Below are 17,875 nucleotides of genomic sequence, written 5' to 3' on the forward strand. Positions count from 1 at the left end.
GCCCTTTCGGAGAACATGATGACCACCACGCGTGTCCTGAAGATCGTGAATGAAAAGGGGCTGCATGCCCGTGCCTCGGCCCGTTTCGTCGAGGTGGTCGAGGATTTCGACGCCTCGGCCGAGGTCGCGCGCGAGGGGATGAATGTCTCGGGGGATTCGATCATGGGCCTCTTGATGCTGGGGGCGGCGCGTGGCACCACCATCGAGGTCACGACCTCGGGGCCGCAGGCGGTCGAGCTGGCCGATGCGCTCGAGGCGCTGGTGTCGGGCCGCTTCGGCGAGGAGAGCTGAGCCGGGGCCAAACGCGGTCGCCGCGCCGCCAGACGAGGCCGCCAGACGAGGAGGGTCGCCATGGACGAGCTTACGCCCCGAACCGGCACCGCAGGAGCGCCCCCACCGACCGTCCCCCCCCGGCCCTATGACAAGCGGCGGCTGTCCTATGCCGGCACTTTCACCAACCCGTGGAAGGCCGGCACCATCCGCACGCTGGAATGGCTGACCGCCAAGCCCAGGCTCCTGAGCCTGATCCGCAAGTTCGAGGCCCAGGGCGCCCCCGTCGGCCGCGCGTTCTGGGCGCAGGCGATCCAGGTGATGGGGATCGACATCCTGACCCCGCCCGAGCAGGTGGCGCGCATCCCCGCGACCGGGCCGCTGGTGGTGGTGGCCAACCATCCGCACGGGCTGGTTGACGGCATGGTGATGGCGGAACTGATCGGCCGGGTCCGGGGCGATTTCAAGATCCTGACGCGCTCGCTGCTGACCGGCATCCCCGAGATCGCGGAATTCATGATCCCGGTGCCCTTCCCGCATGAGGCCAACGCCCGCGAAGACGGCCTGCGCATGCGCGAGGCCTGCATGGCGCAGCTCAGGGCCGGGGGCGTCATCATCCTGTTCCCGGCCGGTCGGGTGGCGGCCTCGGAAAGCTGGTTCGGCCCCGCGATCGAAGGCGAATGGAACCCCTTCACCGCCAAGATGCTGGCGCGCTCCGGGGCGACGGTGCTGCCGATCCGCTTTCCGGGGCAGAACACCCGCGCCTATCAGATCGCCAACCAATTGTCGGCCACGCTGCGTCAGGGGCTGCTGCTGCACGAGATCCGCGCCGCCCTGGGCAAGCCGCAAGCGCCGGTGATCGGTCCGCCGATCCCCCCCGAGGAGGTGGCCGAACGGGTGCGCCAGCCGCGCGAATTCCTGGCCTGGCTGCGCGCGCATACCCTGTCGCTCGAGGGCTGAGGCCGCGCGCGGCGTCCGGGCCCGCTCAGCGCGTGGGGATCGGCGTCTCGCCGCTATAGTCGTAGAAGCCCCGGCCGGTCTTGCGGCCCAGCCAGCCGGCCTCGACATATTTGGTCAGCAGCGGGCAGGGCCGATACTTGGTGTCGGCCAACCCGTCGTGCAGCACGTTCATGATGGCCAGACAGGTGTCCAGCCCGATGAAATCGGCCAGCTCCAGCGGCCCCATCGGGTGATTGGCCCCCAGCTTCATCGATTCGTCGATCGACCGGACCGAGCCCACCCCCTCGTAGAGGGTATAGACGGCCTCGTTGATCATCGGCATCAGGATGCGGTTAACGATGAAGGCAGGAAAATCCTCGGCGCTGGCGGCGGTCTTGCCCAGTTGCCGGACCACCGCATGCAGCGTGTCGAAGGTTTCCTGGTCGGTGGCGATGCCGCGGATCAGCTCGACCAGCTGCATCACCGGCACCGGGTTCATGAAGTGAAAGCCCATGAACTTGCCCGGCCGGTCGGTGCGCGAGGCCAGCCGCGTGATCGAGATCGACGAGGTGTTCGAGGTCAGGATCGTCTCGGGCTTCAGGTGCGGGATCAGATCCTCGAAGATCGCCTGCTTGACGGTCTCGCGCTCGGTCGCGGCTTCGATGATCAGGTCCGACGGCCCCAGATCCTTGAGCGAAAGCGTTGTTCTGATACGGGAAAGTGCCTCGGCGCGGGCTTCGGCGGTGATCTTGCCGCGCGCGACCTGGCGTTCGGTGTTGCGCTCGATCTGCGCGATCGCGGCATCCAGCGCGGTCTGGCTGATGTCGCTCAGCAGCACGTCATAGCCGGCCAGCGCGAAGACATGCGCGATGCCGTTGCCCATCTGGCCTGCGCCCACGATCCCAACCGACCGGATCTCCATGCCATCCCTCGCGTGCTGTGCGTCCCTGTCTCGGCTGCGACCTTATGCGCGCGCCCGCGTCCCGCGCAAGGGCGAAGGCCCGGCCCGCCGGAAACGCGGTGCATTTTCATTTTAGGACTTTGGCAAGACTTGCGGCGCAGTCTCGGCGCGGGTGAATGAAAACAGGTGGGTGAGATGTCGTTTGCGTCTCAGGGCCGGGGGGCCCTTGACTACGTTCCGTGCCGCTATGGCAAATCGAAACTGTTGTTCCGGGGACCGAAGCGCAAGCTGGACAGCCCCTTCTGCGCCGCGATCGGCGGTACCGAGACCTATGGCAAGTTCGTGGCCGAACCCTGGCCCGTGCTGCTGGAACGGCGCCTGGGGATGCCGGTGGTCAACTTCGGCTATGTGAATGCCGGGGTCGATGTCTTCGTGGGCGATGCCGAGCTGAGCGACGTGATCCGCCCCGCGGCGGTGTCGGTCATCCAGCTGATGGGCGCGCATAACATGTCCAACCGCTTCTATGCGGTCCATCCGCGCCGCAACGACCGGTTCTTGCGCGCCTCCTCGCTGATGCGCAACCTGTTCCGCGACGTGGATTTCTCGGAATTCAACTTCACGCGGCACATGCTGATGTCGCTGCGCGAGCGGGCGCCCGACCGTTTCGAGGTGCTGGTCGAAGAATTGCGCACCAGTTGGGTTGCGCGGATGAAGCTGCTGCTCTCGCGGCTCGAGGGCGAGGCCGTCCTGATGTGGCTGGGCGAGTATCGCGCGCAGCCGGCCGCCGATCCGCTGGGCCCTGATCCGCTGTTCATTGATCCCGACATGGTCGCGCAGATCCGCCCCTTCGCCTCGGAGCTGGTGCGGGTCGATCCCTCGAAGACGGCCTGCGAGGCGGGCACGGCGGGGATGCAATTCGCCCCGCTCGAGGCGCCGGCGGCGGCCGGGATGCCCGGCCCGGCGGTGCATCAGGAGATGGCCGAGGCGCTGGAACCGGTGTTGCGCCGCTTCCTCTAGGGCGAGCCCCTGGAACGAAAACGCCGCCCCTCGCGGGGCGGCGTTCGCATGCTCCGGGCCGAAGGGCGCTCAGAGCTTCTCGGTCAGCTCGGGCACGGCGTCGAAGAGATCGGCCACCAGGCCGTAATCGGCCACCTGGAAGATCGGGGCTTCCTCGTCCTTGTTGATGGCGACGATGACCTTCGAATCTTTCATCCCCGCAAGGTGCTGGATCGCCCCCGAGATGCCCACGGCGACATAGAGTTCGGGCGCCACGACCTTGCCGGTCTGACCCACCTGCCAGTCGTTGGGCGCAAAGCCCGAGTCGACGGCGGCGCGGCTGGCGCCCACGGCGGCGCCCAGCTTGTCGGCCAGTTTCTCGATCACGGCGAAGTTCTCTTCCGAGCCCACGCCGCGGCCGCCCGACACGACCGCCTTGGCCGAGGTCAGCTCGGGGCGGTCGCTTTCGGCCACCTTGTCCTCGACCCATTGGCTCAGCGCCGGATCGGCGGGCACCGCCACGGCTTCCGCGGGCGCCGAACCGCCGGCACCGGCGGCGTCGAAGCTGGCGGTGCGGATGGTGGCGACCTTCACCGGATCGGCGGACTTCACCGTCTGCATGGCGTTGCCGGCGTAGATCGGGCGCTCGAAGGTGTCGGCGTCGATCACGGCGGTGACGTCCGACAGGATCATCACGTCGAGAAGCGCGGCCACACGCGGCAGCACGTTCTTGGCCGAGGCGGTCGAGGGCGCCACGATATGGCCATGCCCCGGCGCCAGCGACACGATCAGCGCGGCCAGCGGTTCGGCCAGCCCATGCGCCAGCGCGGCATCATCGGCCACCAGAACCTTGGACACGCCGTCAAGCGCACCGGCCGCCGCGGCGGCATCGGCCACGTTCTGGCCCGCGACCAGCACCTCGACCGGGCCCAGCGATTTCACCGCATTCAGCGCCTTGGCGGTCGCGTCCAGCGCCAGTTGGCTGCCATGCATTTCGGCAATCAGGAGAACGGCCATCAGATCACCCCCGCGTCCTTGAGTTTGCCCACCAGCTCGTCGACCGAGCCGACCTTGATCCCCGCCGCGCGGCCCGCCGGTTCGGCGGTCTTGACGGGGGTCAGGCGCGGCGTGACATCGACGCCGTAATCGGCGGCGGTCTTCTCGTCGAGCGGTTTCTTCTTCGCCTTCATGATGTTGGGCAGCGAGGCATAGCGCGGCTCGTTCAGGCGCAGGTCGGCGGTCACGATCGCCGGCAGCTTCACGCTGATCGTTTGCAGGCCGCCGTCCACCTCGCGGGTGACGCGCGCGGCGCCGTCGGCGATGTCGAGGGCCGAGGCGAAGGCCGCCTGGCTCCAGCCCAGAAGCGCCGAGAGCATCTGCCCGGTGGCGTTCATGTCGTTGTCGATCGCCTGCTTGCCGGCGATGACCAGGCCGGGCTGTTCCTCGGCCACGACCTTGGCCAGGATCTTGGCCACGGCCAGCGGCTCGATGTCTTGATGGATGTCATCGGCGGCCACGACCAGGATGGCACGGTCGGCGCCCATCGCCAGCGCGGTGCGCAGCGTCTCGGCGGCCTGTTTCACGCCGATCGAGACCACGACGATCTCATCGGCCGCGCCCTTTTCCTTCAGACGGATCGCCTCTTCCACGGCGATCTCGTCAAAGGGGTTCATCGACATCTTCACGTTGGCAAGATCGACGCCCGTGCCATCCGCTTTCACACGGACCTTCACGTTGTAGTCGATCACGCGCTTGACAGGCACGAGGACCTTCATCGGCGGTGTCTCCCTTTCGACATTTCGTGGCCCCCGGATCGGCGGCCGGCAATCGGTTCGGCAGGTTTGTTACCCAATCGCCCCCGCCAAGGACAGAAAAAAATCGACGCGTCGCAGCATGGGAACGTCACGTCGGTCCGTTCTCCGTGCCGATCGGCGGTGCGCGCGGGCGGCTCAGCCCTTGGCGGCCAGCCAGTCCAGCGCCGGGGTGGGCAGCACGCGCCGCGCCAGTGCCATCAGTTTCGTGGGGGTGGTGATGGCGTACCGCGCGCGCGGGCGCGGGCTTTCGACGGCATGGATCAGCGCCCTGGTCACCGCCGCGGGCGGCAATTGCCAGCGATCCGGCGCGCCGGGCTCGTAGAGCCTGCGCAGGAGCGACGCGCGGTATTGCCCGACGCGCGGGCTGTTTTCCCAGTCGATCCATTTCTCGAAATGCGGGATCGAGTTCTGCCGGATGCGGGTGGCAATGGGGCCGGGTTCGAGCAGGATCACCTTGATCGGGGTGTCGGCCATCTCGAGGCGCAGCACGTCGGTCAGCCCCTCGAGCGCGAATTTGGTGGCGACATAGGGGCCGCGCCAGCGGATGCCCACCAGCCCCAGCACCGACGAGCAATTGACGATTCGCCCGAAGCCCTGCGCGCGCATCAGCGGGATGACCCGCCGCGTCAGGTCGTGCAGGCCGATCAGGTTGACCTCGAAGATCTCGCGCAGGGCACCGGGGGGCACGTCCTCGACCGCGCCGGGACAGGCGAAGGCAGCGTTGTTGTAAAGCGCGTCGATGCGCCCGCCGGTGCGGTCGATCAGCGTCTCGACCCCGGCGGCGATGCTCTCGGGGCTGGCCATGTCCAGAACGAAGCTCTCCAGCCCCGCCTCGGTCAGCCGCGCCACGTCCTCGGGCTTGCGGCAGGTGGCCAGCACCCGCCAGCCGCGCGCCTTCAGCCCATGTGCGGCGTCGTGGCCGATGCCCGACGAACATCCGGTGATCAGGATCGTGCGTGTCATCGGCGCCTTCCGTCTGGACCTGTGCTGCGGCCCCGTTTACACCCAAGCCATGAGCGACGCCACCGACGATCCCCAGCCCCATGATGAAGGTCTGACCCTGTCCGAGCCCCTCTCGCGGGCCATCGGCGAACGGTATCTGACCTATGCGCTGTCCACGATCATGCACCGGGCGCTGCCCGATGCGCGCGACGGCCTGAAGCCCGTGCATCGCCGCATCCTGTTTGCCATGCGCGAACTGAAGCTGGCGCCCACGGGCGGGTTCCGCAAGTCGGCCAAGATCTCGGGCGACGTGATGGGGAATTATCACCCCCATGGCGATGCCGCGATCTATGACGCGATGGCGCGTCTCGCCCAGCCCTTTGCCATGCGCTATCCGCTGGTCGACGGGCAGGGAAATTACGGCAACATCGACGGCGACGGCCCCGCCGCCAGCCGCTATACCGAGGCCCGGCTGACCCGCGCCGCCGAGATGCTGATGGAGGGGCTGGCCGAGAACGCGGTCGACTTCCGCCCCAATTACGACGGCACGCTGGAAGAGCCCGTGGTTCTGCCCGCGGCCTTCCCCAACCTTCTGGCCAATGGCGCCAGCGGCATCGCGGTGGGGATGGCGACGAACGTGCCGCCGCACAACCTCGACGAGCTGATCGCCGGCTGTCAGGCGATGATCGACAATCCCGCGATCACCGACGACGAGCTGGTGCGCCACATCCCCGGTCCCGATTTCCCGACCGGCGGCGTGCTGGTCGAGCCGCCCGAGAACATCCTCGAGGCCTATCGCACCGGCCGCGGCGCCTTCCGGCTGCGCGCGCGCTGGCATCAGGAGGATCTGGGCCGTGGCACCTGGCAGATCGTGGTCACCGAGATCCCCTATCAGGTGCAGAAATCCAAGCTGATCGAGCGCCTGGCCGAGCTGATCCAGACCCGCAAGGTGCCCGCGCTGGCCGATGTCCGCGACGAGAGCGCCGAGGATGTGCGCATCATCCTCGAGCCGCGCGCCCGCACGGTCGAGCCCGAGATGCTGATGGGGATGCTGTTCCGGAATTCGGACCTCGAGATCCGCTTCAGCCTCAACATGAACGTGCTGATCGACGGCCGCGTGCCCAAGGTCTGCGCGCTTTCCGAGGTGCTGCGCGCCTTCCTCGATCACCGCCGCGAGGTGCTGGTGCGCCGCGCCCGCCACCGGGTCGAGAAGATCGACGCGCGTCTCGAGGTGCTGGCCGGTTACATCATCGCCTTCCTGAACCTGGATCGGGTGATCCAGATCATCCGCACCGAGGATGACCCCAAGGCGGTCATGCTGGCCGAGGATTGGGGCGGCGGCGTCTTCCTGACCGAGCCGCAGGTCGAGGCGATCCTGAACATGCGCCTGCGCAGCCTGCGCAAGCTCGAGGAAATGGAGCTGCGCCGCGAGCACGAGACCCTGACCGCCGAGCGCGCCGATCTGGTGGCGCTGCTCGAGGACGAGGGCCGGCAATGGGCGCGCATCTCCGCCGAGCTGGCCGAGGTGCGCCGCCTCTTCGGCAAGGAGGCGCCGGGCGGCGCGCGCCGGACCGGCTTTGCCGAGGCCGGCACCGTCGAGGAAGTGCCGATCGAGGCGATGATCGAGCGCGAGCCGATCACCGTCATCTGTTCGCGCATGGGCTGGGTCCGGGCGATGAAGGGGCACCAGCCGCTGGATGCCGAGGTCAAGTTCAAGGACGGCGACGGGCCGGGCTTTGCCATCCACGCCGAGACCACCGACCGCATCCTTCTGATCGGCTCGAACGGGCGGGTCTACACGCTTCTGGGGGCCAACCTGCCCGGCGGCCGCGGCATGGGCGAGCCCGTGCGCCTGATGGTCGATCTGCCCAACGAGGCCGCGATCACCGGGCTGGTCGTCGTGCGGCCGGGGCAGAAGTTCCTGATGGCCTCCTCGGAGGGGGATGGGTTCATCGCCCCGGCCGAGGATCTGGTGGCGCAGACCAAGGCCGGCAAGCAGGTGCTGAACCTGCGCGGCGGGGCCCGGACCGCGGTCTGCCGTCCGGTTGCGGGCGATCACGTCGCCGTGGTCGGCGAGAATCGCAAGATGCTGGTCTTTGCGCTCGAGGAACTGCCCGAAATGGCGCGCGGCAAGGGGGTTCGGCTCCAGAAATACAAGGACGGCGGGCTGTCGGATGCGCAGACCTTCACCCTGGCCGAGGGGCTGAGCTGGAAAGACCCCGCCGGGCGCACCCGCACAGAACGCGACCTGACCGAATGGCTGGGCAAGCGGGCCGGAACCGGGCGCATGGCCCCGCGCGGGTTCCCGCGTGACAACCGCTTTACATCCTGAGCCTTGCGTGCCAAGCGGGCTTGATTTTTCCCGTGCGACCCAATAGGGAACGCGCGAAGTTGAATCGGGCCATCCGGCCCCCTAAACCAGAGGCGCCCGCGACATGGCAAAGGCAAAGTTTGAACGGACGAAACCGCACGTCAACATCGGCACGATCGGCCACGTTGACCACGGGAAGACGACGCTGACGGCTGCGATCACGAAATACTTCGGCGAGTTCAAGGCCTACGACCAGATCGACGGCGCGCCGGAAGAGAAGGCGCGCGGGATCACGATCTCGACGGCGCACGTTGAATACGAGACGGAGAGCCGTCACTACGCGCACGTGGACTGCCCCGGCCACGCCGACTACGTGAAGAACATGATCACGGGTGCGGCGCAGATGGACGGCGCGATCCTGGTTGTGAACGCGGCCGACGGCCCGATGCCGCAGACGCGCGAACACATCCTGCTGGGCCGTCAGGTCGGCATTCCGTTCATGGTGGTTTACCTGAACAAGGTTGACCAGGTGGATGACGAGGAACTGCTGGAGCTGGTCGAGATGGAAGTGCGCGAGCTTCTGTCGTCCTACGACTACCCCGGCGACGACATCCCGATCATCAAGGGGTCGGCTCTGGCCGCTCTGGAAGGCCGCGACGAGGAAATCGGCGAGAAGTCGATCCGCGCGCTGCTGGAAGCCTGCGACAGCTACATCCCGACGCCGGAACGTGCGGTTGACCAGCCGTTCCTGATGCCGATCGAGGACGTGTTCTCGATCTCGGGCCGCGGCACGGTGGTGACCGGGCGTGTGGAACGCGGTGTGATCAACGTCGGCGACGAGATCGAGATCGTGGGGATCCGCGACACCAAGAAGACGGTGTGCACGGGCGTCGAGATGTTCCGCAAGCTGCTGGATCGCGGTGAGGCGGGCGACAACATCGGCGCGCTGCTGCGCGGCGTGGACCGTGACGGCGTGGAGCGCGGCCAGGTGCTGTGCAAGCCCGGCTCGGTGAAGCCGCACACCAAGTTCGAGGCCGAGGCCTACATCCTGACCAAGGAAGAAGGTGGCCGTCACACGCCGTTCTTCGCCAACTACCGCCCGCAGTTCTACTTCCGCACGACCGACGTGACGGGCACGGTGAAACTGCCGGAAGGCACGGAAATGGTGATGCCGGGTGACAACCTGAAGTTCGAGGTCGAACTGATCGCCCCGATCGCCATGGAAGAGAAACTGCGCTTCGCCATCCGCGAAGGCGGCCGCACCGTCGGCGCCGGCGTCGTCTCGAAAATCATCGAGTAATCGACCCCATCGGGTTGAAACGGATCGGGCCGCCCTTCGGGGCGGCCCTTTTCATGTCTGCGTGCCGCGGCGGGGGGATGAGGGATCAGCCCTCGATCCGGATGCGGATGGCGCGGCGCTCGAGGATCTGGCCCGCGCGCAGAAGCTGCACGGTGCCGCTGTAGACGCCCGCAGGCCAGCCCTGCACGCCGCCGGGGTTGCGCTTGCCCGCGGCGCGAAAGAACCGGGCCTGGGCGCGGGGCAGGCTTTCGCGGTTGCGCACCAGCACCCCGGATGGCCCGGCCAGCTCCAGCGCGATCTCGTCGCCGGCGCGCGCCCCGAAGGCATGGGCCCAGAGCACCAGCACAGGCGCCTTGGCGGGCAGCGTGGTCGCGGCGGGCGGCCCGGCCTTGACGGTGTCGTAATCGGGCATGAAGGGGGTGATCCCCACCGCGATCAGCCCGCCGGGGCGATAGGGCAGGGGCGGGTCCCACAGCCCGCTGGCCGCCGGATCGCAGGCCTCTGCTGCATCGGGGGCGAAGGGGTCCACGCGAGTCTCGCCGTGAAAGACGCTCAGGTGGACATGGGGAAATTCGCTGCGCCCCGACAGGCCGACCCGCCCCAGCACCGCCCCGCGCGCGACCGTCGTGCCGGGGCGCACGGTGATCGAACCACGCGCCAGGTGGCAATATTGGGTGCGCCAGCCGTTGCCGTGGTCGATCATCACGCCGTTGCCGCAGTCGCGCCCGCCAAGATCGGCGCCCGTCAGGAAGGCGCCGTCTTCCTCGCCGTCGCGGGTGCCGGTCACGCGGCCGGGAGCGGCTGCGCGCACATCCACCCCCGCGCGCATCGCCGCAAGCGAGGGCAGCGCGAAATCGGTGCCGCGGTGGCCGTCATAGCTGAGCGCGCCGCAGCCGTGATCGCGCACGCCGGGGCCGGGGTCGCGGTCAAAGGCGTTCTGGATGAAGCAGGTCTGATCCAGCGTGCACTCCAGCGGCAGCGACAGCCGCGGCGCATCGCCGGGCGTCGTCTGCGCCAATGCCCCGGCCGCGCCCATCGCCCCGCTTGCCCCCAGCGCCAGCGCGAGGGTCAGTGCAAGGCGCCGAAGCTGCGGCGCGGCGGCAGGGCAAGGGGGCTGGGGCATGGCGTCGTCCTGAAGCGCGGATGCCTGCGACGATAGGGGCGGGCAGGGGGCGCTGTCCATCCGCGCCGGCAGCAGCTGGCCCGACGTCAGGCGGCCGAGGCGCTGATGGTGACATGGTTGCGTCCGCCGGCCTTGGCCTCGAGCAGCGCCATGTCCGCGCGCACCAGCGCGGTCTCGAAATCCGGGGCGCCGGTCTCGCCGCCGCCCATTGCCAGGCCGATGGAGACGGTCACCGGGATCTGCTGGTCGGTGCCGGCGATCTCGACCGGGCGCGCATCGAGGGTGGTGCACAGCCGTTCGGCCACGCGATGCGCATCCTCGAGCACGGTCTCGGGCATGACGATCAGGAATTCCTCGCCGCCGATGCGGGCGACCAGATCGGTTTCGCGCATGTTGCGCGCGATCCGGCGGGCCACATCCACCAGAACGGCATCGCCCGCGGCATGGCCGTAGGTGTCATTGACCGACTTGAAGTGATCGAGGTCGAGCACCATCACCGCATAGGGCCGCCCGGTCTCGCCCGCGCGCTTGGCGATGCGCGCCAGATGCGGCAGCGCATAGCGGCGGTTATAGAGCCCGGTCAGCGGGTCGGTCACCGCAAGGCGCAGCCCGTCGGCCACCGAATCGCGCAGCTGGTCGGCGATCCGCTTGCGCTTGAGCTGCACCTCGATGCGCAGGGCGGTTTCCTCGGCGGCGCGGGGGGCGGTCAGGTCGCTGGGCACCAGATCCGACGCCCCGAGGTCGAGCGCCACCGCCGCGGTTTCGCGCATGGTCGCGTTGACGCCGATGCAGACCGCGGCATGGCGCGTCGCCGCGCGCGAGCGCAGTTCGGACATCAGCCGCAGCCCCTCGCCGGGGCGGCCCAGATCGGCCGCGATCACGAAGGCGTCGGGGGCGGTGTGGCCGGTGGCCTCGGACAGGGCCTCGTCGCGGTTCATCACCACCAGTTCGGAATTGCGCAGGCAGGGGGTCAGCGCGCGTTTCCACGCCGCCGACACGTCGCGCGACGGCGCGATCAGCGCCACGCGGGCAGGCCGGACGAATTGGGTGCCATGTTCGGCAAAGCCCAGCTCGCGGCAGGTGCTCTCGCGCAGGCGCAATTCTTCGTCGCTTTCGCGCATCCGCATCAGGCTGCGCAGGCGGGCCAGCAGGACCAGTTCGTCCAGCGGCTTGGGCATGAAATCTTCGGCGCCGGCCTTGAGCGCGGCGATCCGGGCCTCGGGCGTGGCGAAGGCGGTCACCACGATGATCGGGATCGAATAGGTCAGCGGGTCGGATTTCAACTCCCGGCAGATGTCGATGCCGTTGCGGTCGGGAAGCTGGAGATCCAGAAGAATCAGGTCGGGCCGTTCCGCCCGCGCAAGGCGCAGGGCCTCGGCGCCGCTGGCGGCCTGAATCGTGACATAGCGCGCGCCCGAAAGCTTCACGCGCAAGACGACTCGGTTGGTCGCAACATCATCGACTATAAGGATTTTTCCTGCCACGACGGGCACGCTCCTTTACTGGCACTGCCAATGCGGTCATCATTTGTTTTAAAAGGTTAATAAAGCCTTTCCGGCGGAATACAGCAACAAAAGGTGGCAAGATTATGCGCATCGGGCAAGATACCGCCGAGGACCTGGCGGCTTCGGCAACGATCTGGCTGGCGGGCGATCCCGAGATCGCCGGGGGCTTCCTGTCGGCGACGGGTCTTGCGCCCGAGGATCTGGCGCAGGTGGCGGGCGATCGCGGATTTCTGCTGGCGGTTCTGGATTACCTGCTGCAACGTGACGACTGGGTTCTGGCCTTCGCGCGCGATCAGGGGATAGACCCCGCGCTGCCGATGCTGGCGCGCCAGGTTCTGGCGGGCCGGGCGGGCATGAACTGGACCTGAGCCGGGATGCGGCCACGCAGGAGGAGGCAGCCGTGACAGGGGCGATCAAGGCGCTCATCTTCGACAAGGACGGCACGCTCTTTGATTTCGAGGCGACCTGGTGCGCCTGGTCGCGGGGGCTGCTTCTCGATCTGGCCGAGGGCGATGCGGCCCATGCGGCGCGGATGGGCGCGGCGGTGGGCTATGTCTTCGACCCCGCGGGCGGTCCGGGCCGGTTCGAGCGCACCAGCCCGGTGATCGCAGGCACTGCCGACGGCGTGGCGCGCCTTTTGCTGCCGCATCTTCCGGGCATGGATGCGGCCGGGCTGATCGCACGGATGAACGCCCGCGCCAGCGCCGCGCCCCAGGCCGAGGTCGTGCCGCTGGGCCCGCTGCTGGCGCGGTTGCGCGGGCGCGGGCTGCGGCTGGGCGTGGCCACCAACGACAGCGAGGCGCCGGCGCGGGCGCATCTGCGCGCGGTCGGTGCCGAGACGGCCTTCGATTTCATCGCCGGGGCCGATTCGGGCTATGGCGGCAAGCCCGAGGCGGGGCAGTTGCTGGCCTTTGCCGACCGGTTCGATCTTGACCCCGCGCAGGTGGCGATGGTGGGCGACAGCCTGCACGATCTGGCCGCGGCCCAGGCGGCGGGCATGCGCGGCGTGGGCGTGCTGAGCGGCTTTGCCACCGCCGGGGATCTGGCGCCGCACGCCCATGCGGTGCTGCCCCATATCGGCGCGCTCGAGGTCTGGCTCGATGCCGGGGCGCCGGCCGGTGTCGCGCCCTGAGACGGCGGGCTTAGACGGTGGGCTGAGAGGGCGGGCTGATACCGCGGGCCTGGGCCTGATCGCGCCCACGCCGCGCGGGCTGGCCATCGCCGCGATGCGGGGCTAGCGTTTTCAAGGGCCTGCCGCCGCCTGGCGGGGCCGATGAGGGAAGAGGGCATCGCCATGTCGCGGAACCGGATCGTTCATGTGCTGATCGGGGTGCTGGCCGGGCTGGCCGCCTGGCTGAATGCCGAGATCCTGCCCGATGCCGCGCTGCCGCGGGCCGCCCTGGCCAGCAGCGTTGCCGCGGGCGTCTTCTTCGGAACCGGGCTGGCCATGCTGAACGATCTGGGCGTTCGTCGCGCAATGGCGATGGCGGGCGTGCTGGCGGCCTTTGTCACCGGCTTCGTGGTCGCCGGGTCGTATCGCTTTGACACGGTGTCGGAATATCTGGCCTCCGGGCATACGGTTCTGGCCGGACTGATCCTGACCGGGGTGCCGCTGCCCTTTTTGATGGCGCGGATGCAGCTGGGGCCGCAGGGCTGGGCGCATTACCCAACATTGTTCATGAATTCCTGGAACATCGTCGTGCGCTATGCCGCGGCGGCCTCGTTTCTGGGGGTGGTCTGGATCTCGCTCTGGGCCTCGGCTGAACTCTTGCGGATCGTCGGGCTCGATGTCTTCAGCCAGATCCTGAACGAGCCCCTCTTCGGCTGGGTTCTGTCGGGGGCGGTGATGGGGCTGGGGCTGGCGGTGGTGGGCGAGATGGCGGATCTGGTCTCGCCCTATCTGCTGCTGCGCCTCCTGCGCCTGCTCGAACCGCTGATCCTGGTGGTGACGCTGGTCTTTCTGGCGGCGGTGCCCTTCCGCGGGCTGGACCTGCTGTTCGGCCCGCTGTCGACGGCCGCCATGCTGATGGGCGTGGCGCTGGCCGCGGTGGGGCTGATCTCGATCAGCGTGGACCAATGCGACGACGACGGCGTGCGCGGCGCGCTGATGGGCTGGGTCACGCGCATCCTGGCGCTGACGCTGCCGCTTCTGGGGGGGCTGGCGGCCTGGGCGGTGACGGTGCGCATCACCCGTTACGGCCTGACGCCCGACCGGGTTGCCGCGGCGATGGTGGCGGTGGGGGTGCTGGGCTATGCCGTTCTCTATGCCCTGTCGGTCCTGCGCCGCAGCGGCTGGAAACAGCGCATCCGCAGCTCGAACCGGATCATGGCGATCGCGGGGGTCTGCATGGCGGGCCTGTGGTTCTCGCCGCTGCTCGATGCCGAGACGATGTCGACCCGCAGCCAGATGGAGCGCTTTGCCGACGGGCGCGCCGCGCCGCAGGATCTGCCGCTTTGGGAAATGGGCCGGGGCGAATGGGGCCGGGCCGGCAAGGCGGCGCTGGCCGATCTGCGTGCGCGCAGCGCCGACACCCCCGCGCTTGCCGCCGAGATCGCGCGTTATGACGCCGCCGAGAGCCGCTGGGAACTGGCGGCGATGCGCCGGGCCCACCCCGATGCCGAACGCGATGCCCGGCTGATCGAGAACGCCCCGACGATCTTCGGTTCGGTGCGCTTCGCCGAGATCGTGGCCGATCTCGACCCGACCGAGGTCGAAAGCTACGCCAATGTCTGCGCCGAGGGCTGCTATCTGCTGTCGGCCGACCTGTTGCCCGACGTGCCGGGCGAGGAGGCGATCCTTCTCAAGCGGACCGAACGCTTCACCCCGGAATATTCGACCCATCTCTTTGTCCATACCCCGGAGGGCTGGCGGCTGAGCGGGCGCATCGTCGAGATCACGCCCGATCTTGCGGCGCGCGCCGACACCACCGAGGAGGCGATCCGCAGCATCCGCCGCGTGCCGGCGGGTCTCATGGCGCTTGAACTGGGGGGGGTTCGTCTGGTCGTCTTGCCCTGACGGCCCATGCCACCCTGACCGCCGGTGAACCGGATTGTTCAAAGAAAGAAGGCCTGAATAAGGTATTTTTTAAGGCCGCGTCCCTAACGTCATGCCCAAGGAGAGGACTTGGTCATGCACGGTATCGTCAACCGATCGATCCAGCAGTTCATCGTCGATGTCTACGGCGCGTCGCTGTGGGCCGAGATCGCCGTGCTTGTCGGTGCGCCTGCGGATGGGTTCGAGGCGCTGCTCCAATACGATGACACCATGACCCTGGCCTTGATCGAGACCGCCGCGCTGCGCCTGGGTCGCCGCCGCGAGGCCTTTCTCGAGGATCTGGGCGCGCATCTCATCAGCCGCGAAACCCTGCGCCGCCTCCTGCGTTTCGGGGGCATGGACTACGCCGATTTCCTGTTCTCGCTGAACGAATTGCAGGGCCGGGCGCAGATGGCGCTGCCGGATCTGGAACTGCCGTCGCTGTCGCTGCGCGCGCGGGCGGACGGGCAATTCACCCTTGAGGTGCGGGCCGAAACCGAAGGCTGGGGCGCGGTCTTCACCGGTCTTCTGCGGGCCATGGCCGATGATTACGGCGCGCTCGTGCTGATCGAGATGGTCTCGGCCGAACCGCCCCGGCAGGGCCGTCCGGGGATCGAACGGGTCGAGATCACGCTCCACGAGGCCCGCTTTGCCTCGGGGCGGCGGTTCGATCTGGTCCTGCCGCAAGGGGTCGCCTCGTGAGTGCGGCGGCGCGCCTCTGTCTCGATGCCGTCACCCTGGGGCGGCTGATGCCGATGTTCCTGTGGCTGGACACCGACGGCATGATCCGCGCGATGGGGCCGACGCTGACCAAGCTGGTGGGTGCGGATGCGGTGGGCGCCCATGCGTCGGATCATATCCGCATGGAAGGGTGCGGCGGCACCGAGGCGCAGCTGTGGCAGATGGCGCAAGACCCCGAGCGCGCGCGCCGGATCAAGCTGCGTCTGAAGGCGCATCCCGATTGCGTGCTGCGCGGACATGCCGTGCCCATCGGCGATGCGACCTGCGGCCCCTCGGGCGGGGTCGGCATCCTGGTCGCGCTGTCCTTCGGGATCGGGCTGATCGCGGCGGTGCGCGCGCACGACCTGACCGATGCCGATTTCGCGCCCACCGACATGGCGATGGAGCTTCTCTTCCTCAACGAATCGCGCTCGGGGGTGATGGCCGAGCTGCGTGCGCTGAACGAGCGTCTCGAGGACGCCCGCCGCGAGGCCGAGGCCCAGGCGATGTCCGATCCGCTGACCGGCCTGGCCAACCGCCGCGCGCTCGAGCAGGAGCTGGAGCGCGTCGTGGCGCTGGCGGCGCGCGGGGGCTCGCCCTTCGCGCTGGCGCATATCGACCTTGACCACTTCAAGGAGGTCAACGACACCCTCGGTCATGCCGCGGGCGACGGCGTTCTGGCGCGCGCCGCCGAGATCCTGCGCGAGGAAACCCGGCGCTCGGACATGGTGGCGCGGATCGGGGGCGACGAATTCGTCATGGTGCTGCGCGGGACGGTGTCGCGCCCGCGCCTGAAGGCACTGGGCGAACGCATCATCGCCCGGCTCGAGACCGCCGAACTGGCCGACGGGCAGCCCTGCCGGGTCTCGGCCAGCATGGGCGTGGCGATCTCGAGCGATTACCGCCCCCCGGAGGCCGAGCGCATGCTGGCCGATGCCGATGCCGCGCTCTATGTCTCCAAGCGCGCCGGCCGGGGCTGCTGCACCGTGGCCGAGGGGCCGCGTGTGCCCGGTGGTCCGGTCGGGGGCGTTGCCGCCCCGCGGGCCGCCGAGGCCTGAGCGAGCGCCCCACTCCGACACACAACCACACGGGATGCGCCCGCACGGGATGCCCCGCGCCACCGGCCCGGCTGCGGGATGGGCTGACCGGGATGTGTTGACCAGGATGGGTGGCGGACAGGGGCGCATTGATTGGGCGGGTGGACGGGCGGGCGCGGCCGGGTTCTCGGGGCGGCATCTTCGGACAGGCGCGCGCCGCCACGTCGCTTGCGAAAGCTATTCCGCCAGCGGCGCCGATGCGCTAGGCAACGGTTATGAAACAGGGATTTCCCATCGCGCTTCCCGGCATGCGGATCGGGCTTCTGGGCGGGTCGTTCGATCCGGCCCATGACGGCCATGTCCGCATCACCCGCGAGGCGCTGCGGCGGTTCGGGCTGGACCGGGTCTGGTGGCTGGTCAGCCCCGGCAACCCGCTCAAGGCCCATGCGCCGGCGCCGATGCCGCTGCGGGTGGCGCGGGCGCGGGCGTTGATGCGCCATCCCAGGGTCGAGGTCACCGCGATCGAGGCGCAGCTGGGCACCCGTTTCACCGCCGACACGCTGGCGCGGCTGGGCGCGCTCTATCCCGGTGTGCGCTTCGTCTGGCTGATGGGCGCCGACAACCTGATGGGCTTTCACCGCTGGGACAATTGGCGCGCGATCATGGCGCAGGTGCCGGTGGGGGTGCTGGCGCGTCCGGGCTGGCAGATCCGCGCGCGCCTGTCGCCGGCGGCGCGGGCCTATGCGCGCGCGCGCCTGCCGGCCGATGCCGCGGGGCGGCTGGCGCTGATGCCGCCGCCGGCCTGGTGTTTCGTGGACCTGCCCATGCTGGACCTGTCCTCGAGCCTTCTGCGCGCGCGCCGGTCACAGGGTGCGGCATCGCGGTGACGCTGCGCCGAAAGGGGCGGCGGCCTGTTGACCCCGCCCTTGATGCAGGGCCTGCGGCCGCGCTAGACCGGAGGAAACGCACCGCCCCTCACGGCG

At 68.9% G+C, this 17,875-nt stretch carries 17 protein-coding genes; 11 read left to right on the top strand and 6 right to left on the bottom strand.

Going from position 1 to position 17,875, the window contains the following annotated elements:
• The first annotated feature begins 15 nt into the window (after positions 1-15).
• On the top strand, positions 16-291 hold the full coding sequence (locus tag BW949_RS05395; protein WP_076364801.1) for an HPr family phosphocarrier protein: 276 nt from the start codon (positions 16-18) through the stop codon (positions 289-291).
• Positions 292-351: 60 nt separating this feature from the next.
• Entirely contained in the window at positions 352-1,230 is an 879-nt protein-coding gene (locus BW949_RS05400; protein WP_076363925.1) for a lysophospholipid acyltransferase family protein, read from the top strand.
• Between the two features lie 25 nt (positions 1,231-1,255).
• On the opposite strand, the gene BW949_RS05405 is transcribed toward BW949_RS05400, so the two are convergent.
• Positions 1,256-2,131, bottom strand: a complete 876-nt coding sequence (locus tag BW949_RS05405; RefSeq protein WP_076363926.1) for a 3-hydroxybutyryl-CoA dehydrogenase — start codon at positions 2,129-2,131, stop codon at positions 1,256-1,258.
• Positions 2,132-2,305: 174 nt separating this feature from the next.
• Here BW949_RS05405 and BW949_RS05410 point away from each other — a divergent pair, with 174 nt between their 5' ends.
• Positions 2,306-3,127 (top strand): DUF6473 family protein, encoded by an 822-nt coding sequence (locus BW949_RS05410; protein ID WP_076363927.1) that lies wholly within the window; start codon positions 2,306-2,308, stop codon positions 3,125-3,127.
• Between the two features lie 69 nt (positions 3,128-3,196).
• On the opposite strand, the gene BW949_RS05415 is transcribed toward BW949_RS05410, so the two are convergent.
• The 3 genes from BW949_RS05415 to BW949_RS05425 form a co-directional block, all read right to left on the bottom strand.
• Positions 3,197-4,123, bottom strand: coding sequence for an electron transfer flavoprotein subunit alpha/FixB family protein (locus tag BW949_RS05415; RefSeq protein WP_076363928.1), 927 nt, complete (start codon positions 4,121-4,123; stop codon positions 3,197-3,199).
• Positions 4,123-4,881 (bottom strand): electron transfer flavoprotein subunit beta/FixA family protein, encoded by a 759-nt coding sequence (locus tag BW949_RS05420; protein WP_076363929.1) that lies wholly within the window; start codon positions 4,879-4,881, stop codon positions 4,123-4,125. Before BW949_RS05420 ends, BW949_RS05415 begins: the two co-directional genes overlap by 1 nt.
• A gap of 174 nt (positions 4,882-5,055) precedes the next feature.
• Positions 5,056-5,883, bottom strand: a complete 828-nt coding sequence (locus BW949_RS05425; protein ID WP_076363930.1) for an SDR family NAD(P)-dependent oxidoreductase — start codon at positions 5,881-5,883, stop codon at positions 5,056-5,058.
• 49 nt (positions 5,884-5,932) lie between these two features.
• Here BW949_RS05425 and parC point away from each other — a divergent pair, with 49 nt between their 5' ends.
• Both parC and tuf read left to right on the top strand, forming a co-directional pair.
• The gene (gene parC, locus BW949_RS05430; protein WP_076363931.1) at positions 5,933-8,194 is read left to right on the top strand and encodes a DNA topoisomerase IV subunit A; all 2,262 of its coding nucleotides are present in this window, start codon (positions 5,933-5,935) and stop codon (positions 8,192-8,194) included.
• A gap of 103 nt (positions 8,195-8,297) precedes the next feature.
• A complete protein-coding gene (gene tuf / locus BW949_RS05435; protein WP_076363932.1) occupies positions 8,298-9,473 on the top strand; it encodes an elongation factor Tu in 1,176 nt (391 codons plus the stop codon).
• A gap of 85 nt (positions 9,474-9,558) precedes the next feature.
• On the opposite strand, the gene BW949_RS05440 is transcribed toward tuf, so the two are convergent.
• Together BW949_RS05440 and BW949_RS05445 are read right to left on the bottom strand one after the other, a co-directional pair.
• The gene (locus BW949_RS05440; RefSeq protein WP_235816211.1) at positions 9,559-10,596 is read right to left on the bottom strand and encodes a M23 family metallopeptidase; all 1,038 of its coding nucleotides are present in this window, start codon (positions 10,594-10,596) and stop codon (positions 9,559-9,561) included.
• Between the two features lie 86 nt (positions 10,597-10,682).
• Positions 10,683-12,080 (bottom strand): diguanylate cyclase, encoded by a 1,398-nt coding sequence (locus tag BW949_RS05445; protein ID WP_076363933.1) that lies wholly within the window; start codon positions 12,078-12,080, stop codon positions 10,683-10,685.
• Between the two features lie 104 nt (positions 12,081-12,184).
• Here BW949_RS05445 and BW949_RS05450 point away from each other — a divergent pair, with 104 nt between their 5' ends.
• From BW949_RS05450 to BW949_RS05475, 6 genes are all read left to right on the top strand, one after another.
• Positions 12,185-12,469 carry a DUF3572 domain-containing protein gene (locus tag BW949_RS05450; RefSeq protein ID WP_076363934.1) on the top strand — a complete coding sequence of 95 codons (285 nt, stop codon included), beginning with the start codon at positions 12,185-12,187 and terminating at the stop codon, positions 12,467-12,469.
• A 32-nt stretch (positions 12,470-12,501) separates the two neighbouring features.
• A complete protein-coding gene (locus BW949_RS05455) occupies positions 12,502-13,233 on the top strand; it encodes an HAD family hydrolase (RefSeq protein ID WP_076363935.1) in 732 nt (243 codons plus the stop codon).
• A gap of 162 nt (positions 13,234-13,395) precedes the next feature.
• Positions 13,396-15,117 (top strand): DUF4153 domain-containing protein, encoded by a 1,722-nt coding sequence (locus BW949_RS05460; protein WP_076363936.1) that lies wholly within the window; start codon positions 13,396-13,398, stop codon positions 15,115-15,117.
• A gap of 114 nt (positions 15,118-15,231) precedes the next feature.
• Positions 15,232-15,837 (top strand): heme NO-binding domain-containing protein, encoded by a 606-nt coding sequence (locus BW949_RS05465; protein ID WP_076363937.1) that lies wholly within the window; start codon positions 15,232-15,234, stop codon positions 15,835-15,837.
• Positions 15,834-16,913 carry a GGDEF domain-containing protein gene (locus tag BW949_RS05470; RefSeq protein ID WP_083947599.1) on the top strand — a complete coding sequence of 360 codons (1,080 nt, stop codon included), beginning with the start codon at positions 15,834-15,836 and terminating at the stop codon, positions 16,911-16,913. Before BW949_RS05465 ends, BW949_RS05470 begins: the two co-directional genes overlap by 4 nt.
• A 254-nt stretch (positions 16,914-17,167) precedes the next feature.
• A complete protein-coding gene (locus BW949_RS05475; RefSeq protein WP_076363938.1) occupies positions 17,168-17,779 on the top strand; it encodes a nicotinate-nucleotide adenylyltransferase in 612 nt (203 codons plus the stop codon).
• Positions 17,780-17,875 lie beyond the last annotated feature (96 nt).

Origin of the sequence: Phaeovulum vinaykumarii, assembly GCF_900156695.1 — a bacterium.
GTDB classification, from domain to species: Bacteria; Pseudomonadota; Alphaproteobacteria; order Rhodobacterales; family Rhodobacteraceae; genus Bieblia_A; species Bieblia_A vinaykumarii.

Coding starts and splice junctions, on each gene's coding strand:
- BW949_RS05425 (WP_076363930.1), bottom strand. CDS start 5,883: ATGACACGCACGATCCTGATCACCGGATGTTCGTCGGGCATCGGCCAC.
- BW949_RS05460 (WP_076363936.1), top strand. CDS start 13,396: ATGTCGCGGAACCGGATCGTTCATGTGCTGATCGGGGTGCTGGCCGGG.
- BW949_RS05405 (WP_076363926.1), bottom strand. CDS start 2,131: ATGGAGATCCGGTCGGTTGGGATCGTGGGCGCAGGCCAGATGGGCAAC.
- BW949_RS05465 (WP_076363937.1), top strand. CDS start 15,232: ATGCACGGTATCGTCAACCGATCGATCCAGCAGTTCATCGTCGATGTC.
- BW949_RS05420 (WP_076363929.1), bottom strand. CDS start 4,881: ATGAAGGTCCTCGTGCCTGTCAAGCGCGTGATCGACTACAACGTGAAG.
- BW949_RS05450 (WP_076363934.1), top strand. CDS start 12,185: ATGCGCATCGGGCAAGATACCGCCGAGGACCTGGCGGCTTCGGCAACG.
- BW949_RS05395 (WP_076364801.1), top strand. CDS start 16: ATGATGACCACCACGCGTGTCCTGAAGATCGTGAATGAAAAGGGGCTG.
- BW949_RS05415 (WP_076363928.1), bottom strand. CDS start 4,123: ATGGCCGTTCTCCTGATTGCCGAAATGCATGGCAGCCAACTGGCGCTG.
- BW949_RS05475 (WP_076363938.1), top strand. CDS start 17,168: ATGAAACAGGGATTTCCCATCGCGCTTCCCGGCATGCGGATCGGGCTT.
- BW949_RS05400 (WP_076363925.1), top strand. CDS start 352: ATGGACGAGCTTACGCCCCGAACCGGCACCGCAGGAGCGCCCCCACCG.
- BW949_RS05410 (WP_076363927.1), top strand. CDS start 2,306: ATGTCGTTTGCGTCTCAGGGCCGGGGGGCCCTTGACTACGTTCCGTGC.
- parC (WP_076363931.1), top strand. CDS start 5,933: ATGAGCGACGCCACCGACGATCCCCAGCCCCATGATGAAGGTCTGACC.
- tuf (WP_076363932.1), top strand. CDS start 8,298: ATGGCAAAGGCAAAGTTTGAACGGACGAAACCGCACGTCAACATCGGC.
- BW949_RS05440 (WP_235816211.1), bottom strand. CDS start 10,596: ATGCCCCAGCCCCCTTGCCCTGCCGCCGCGCCGCAGCTTCGGCGCCTT.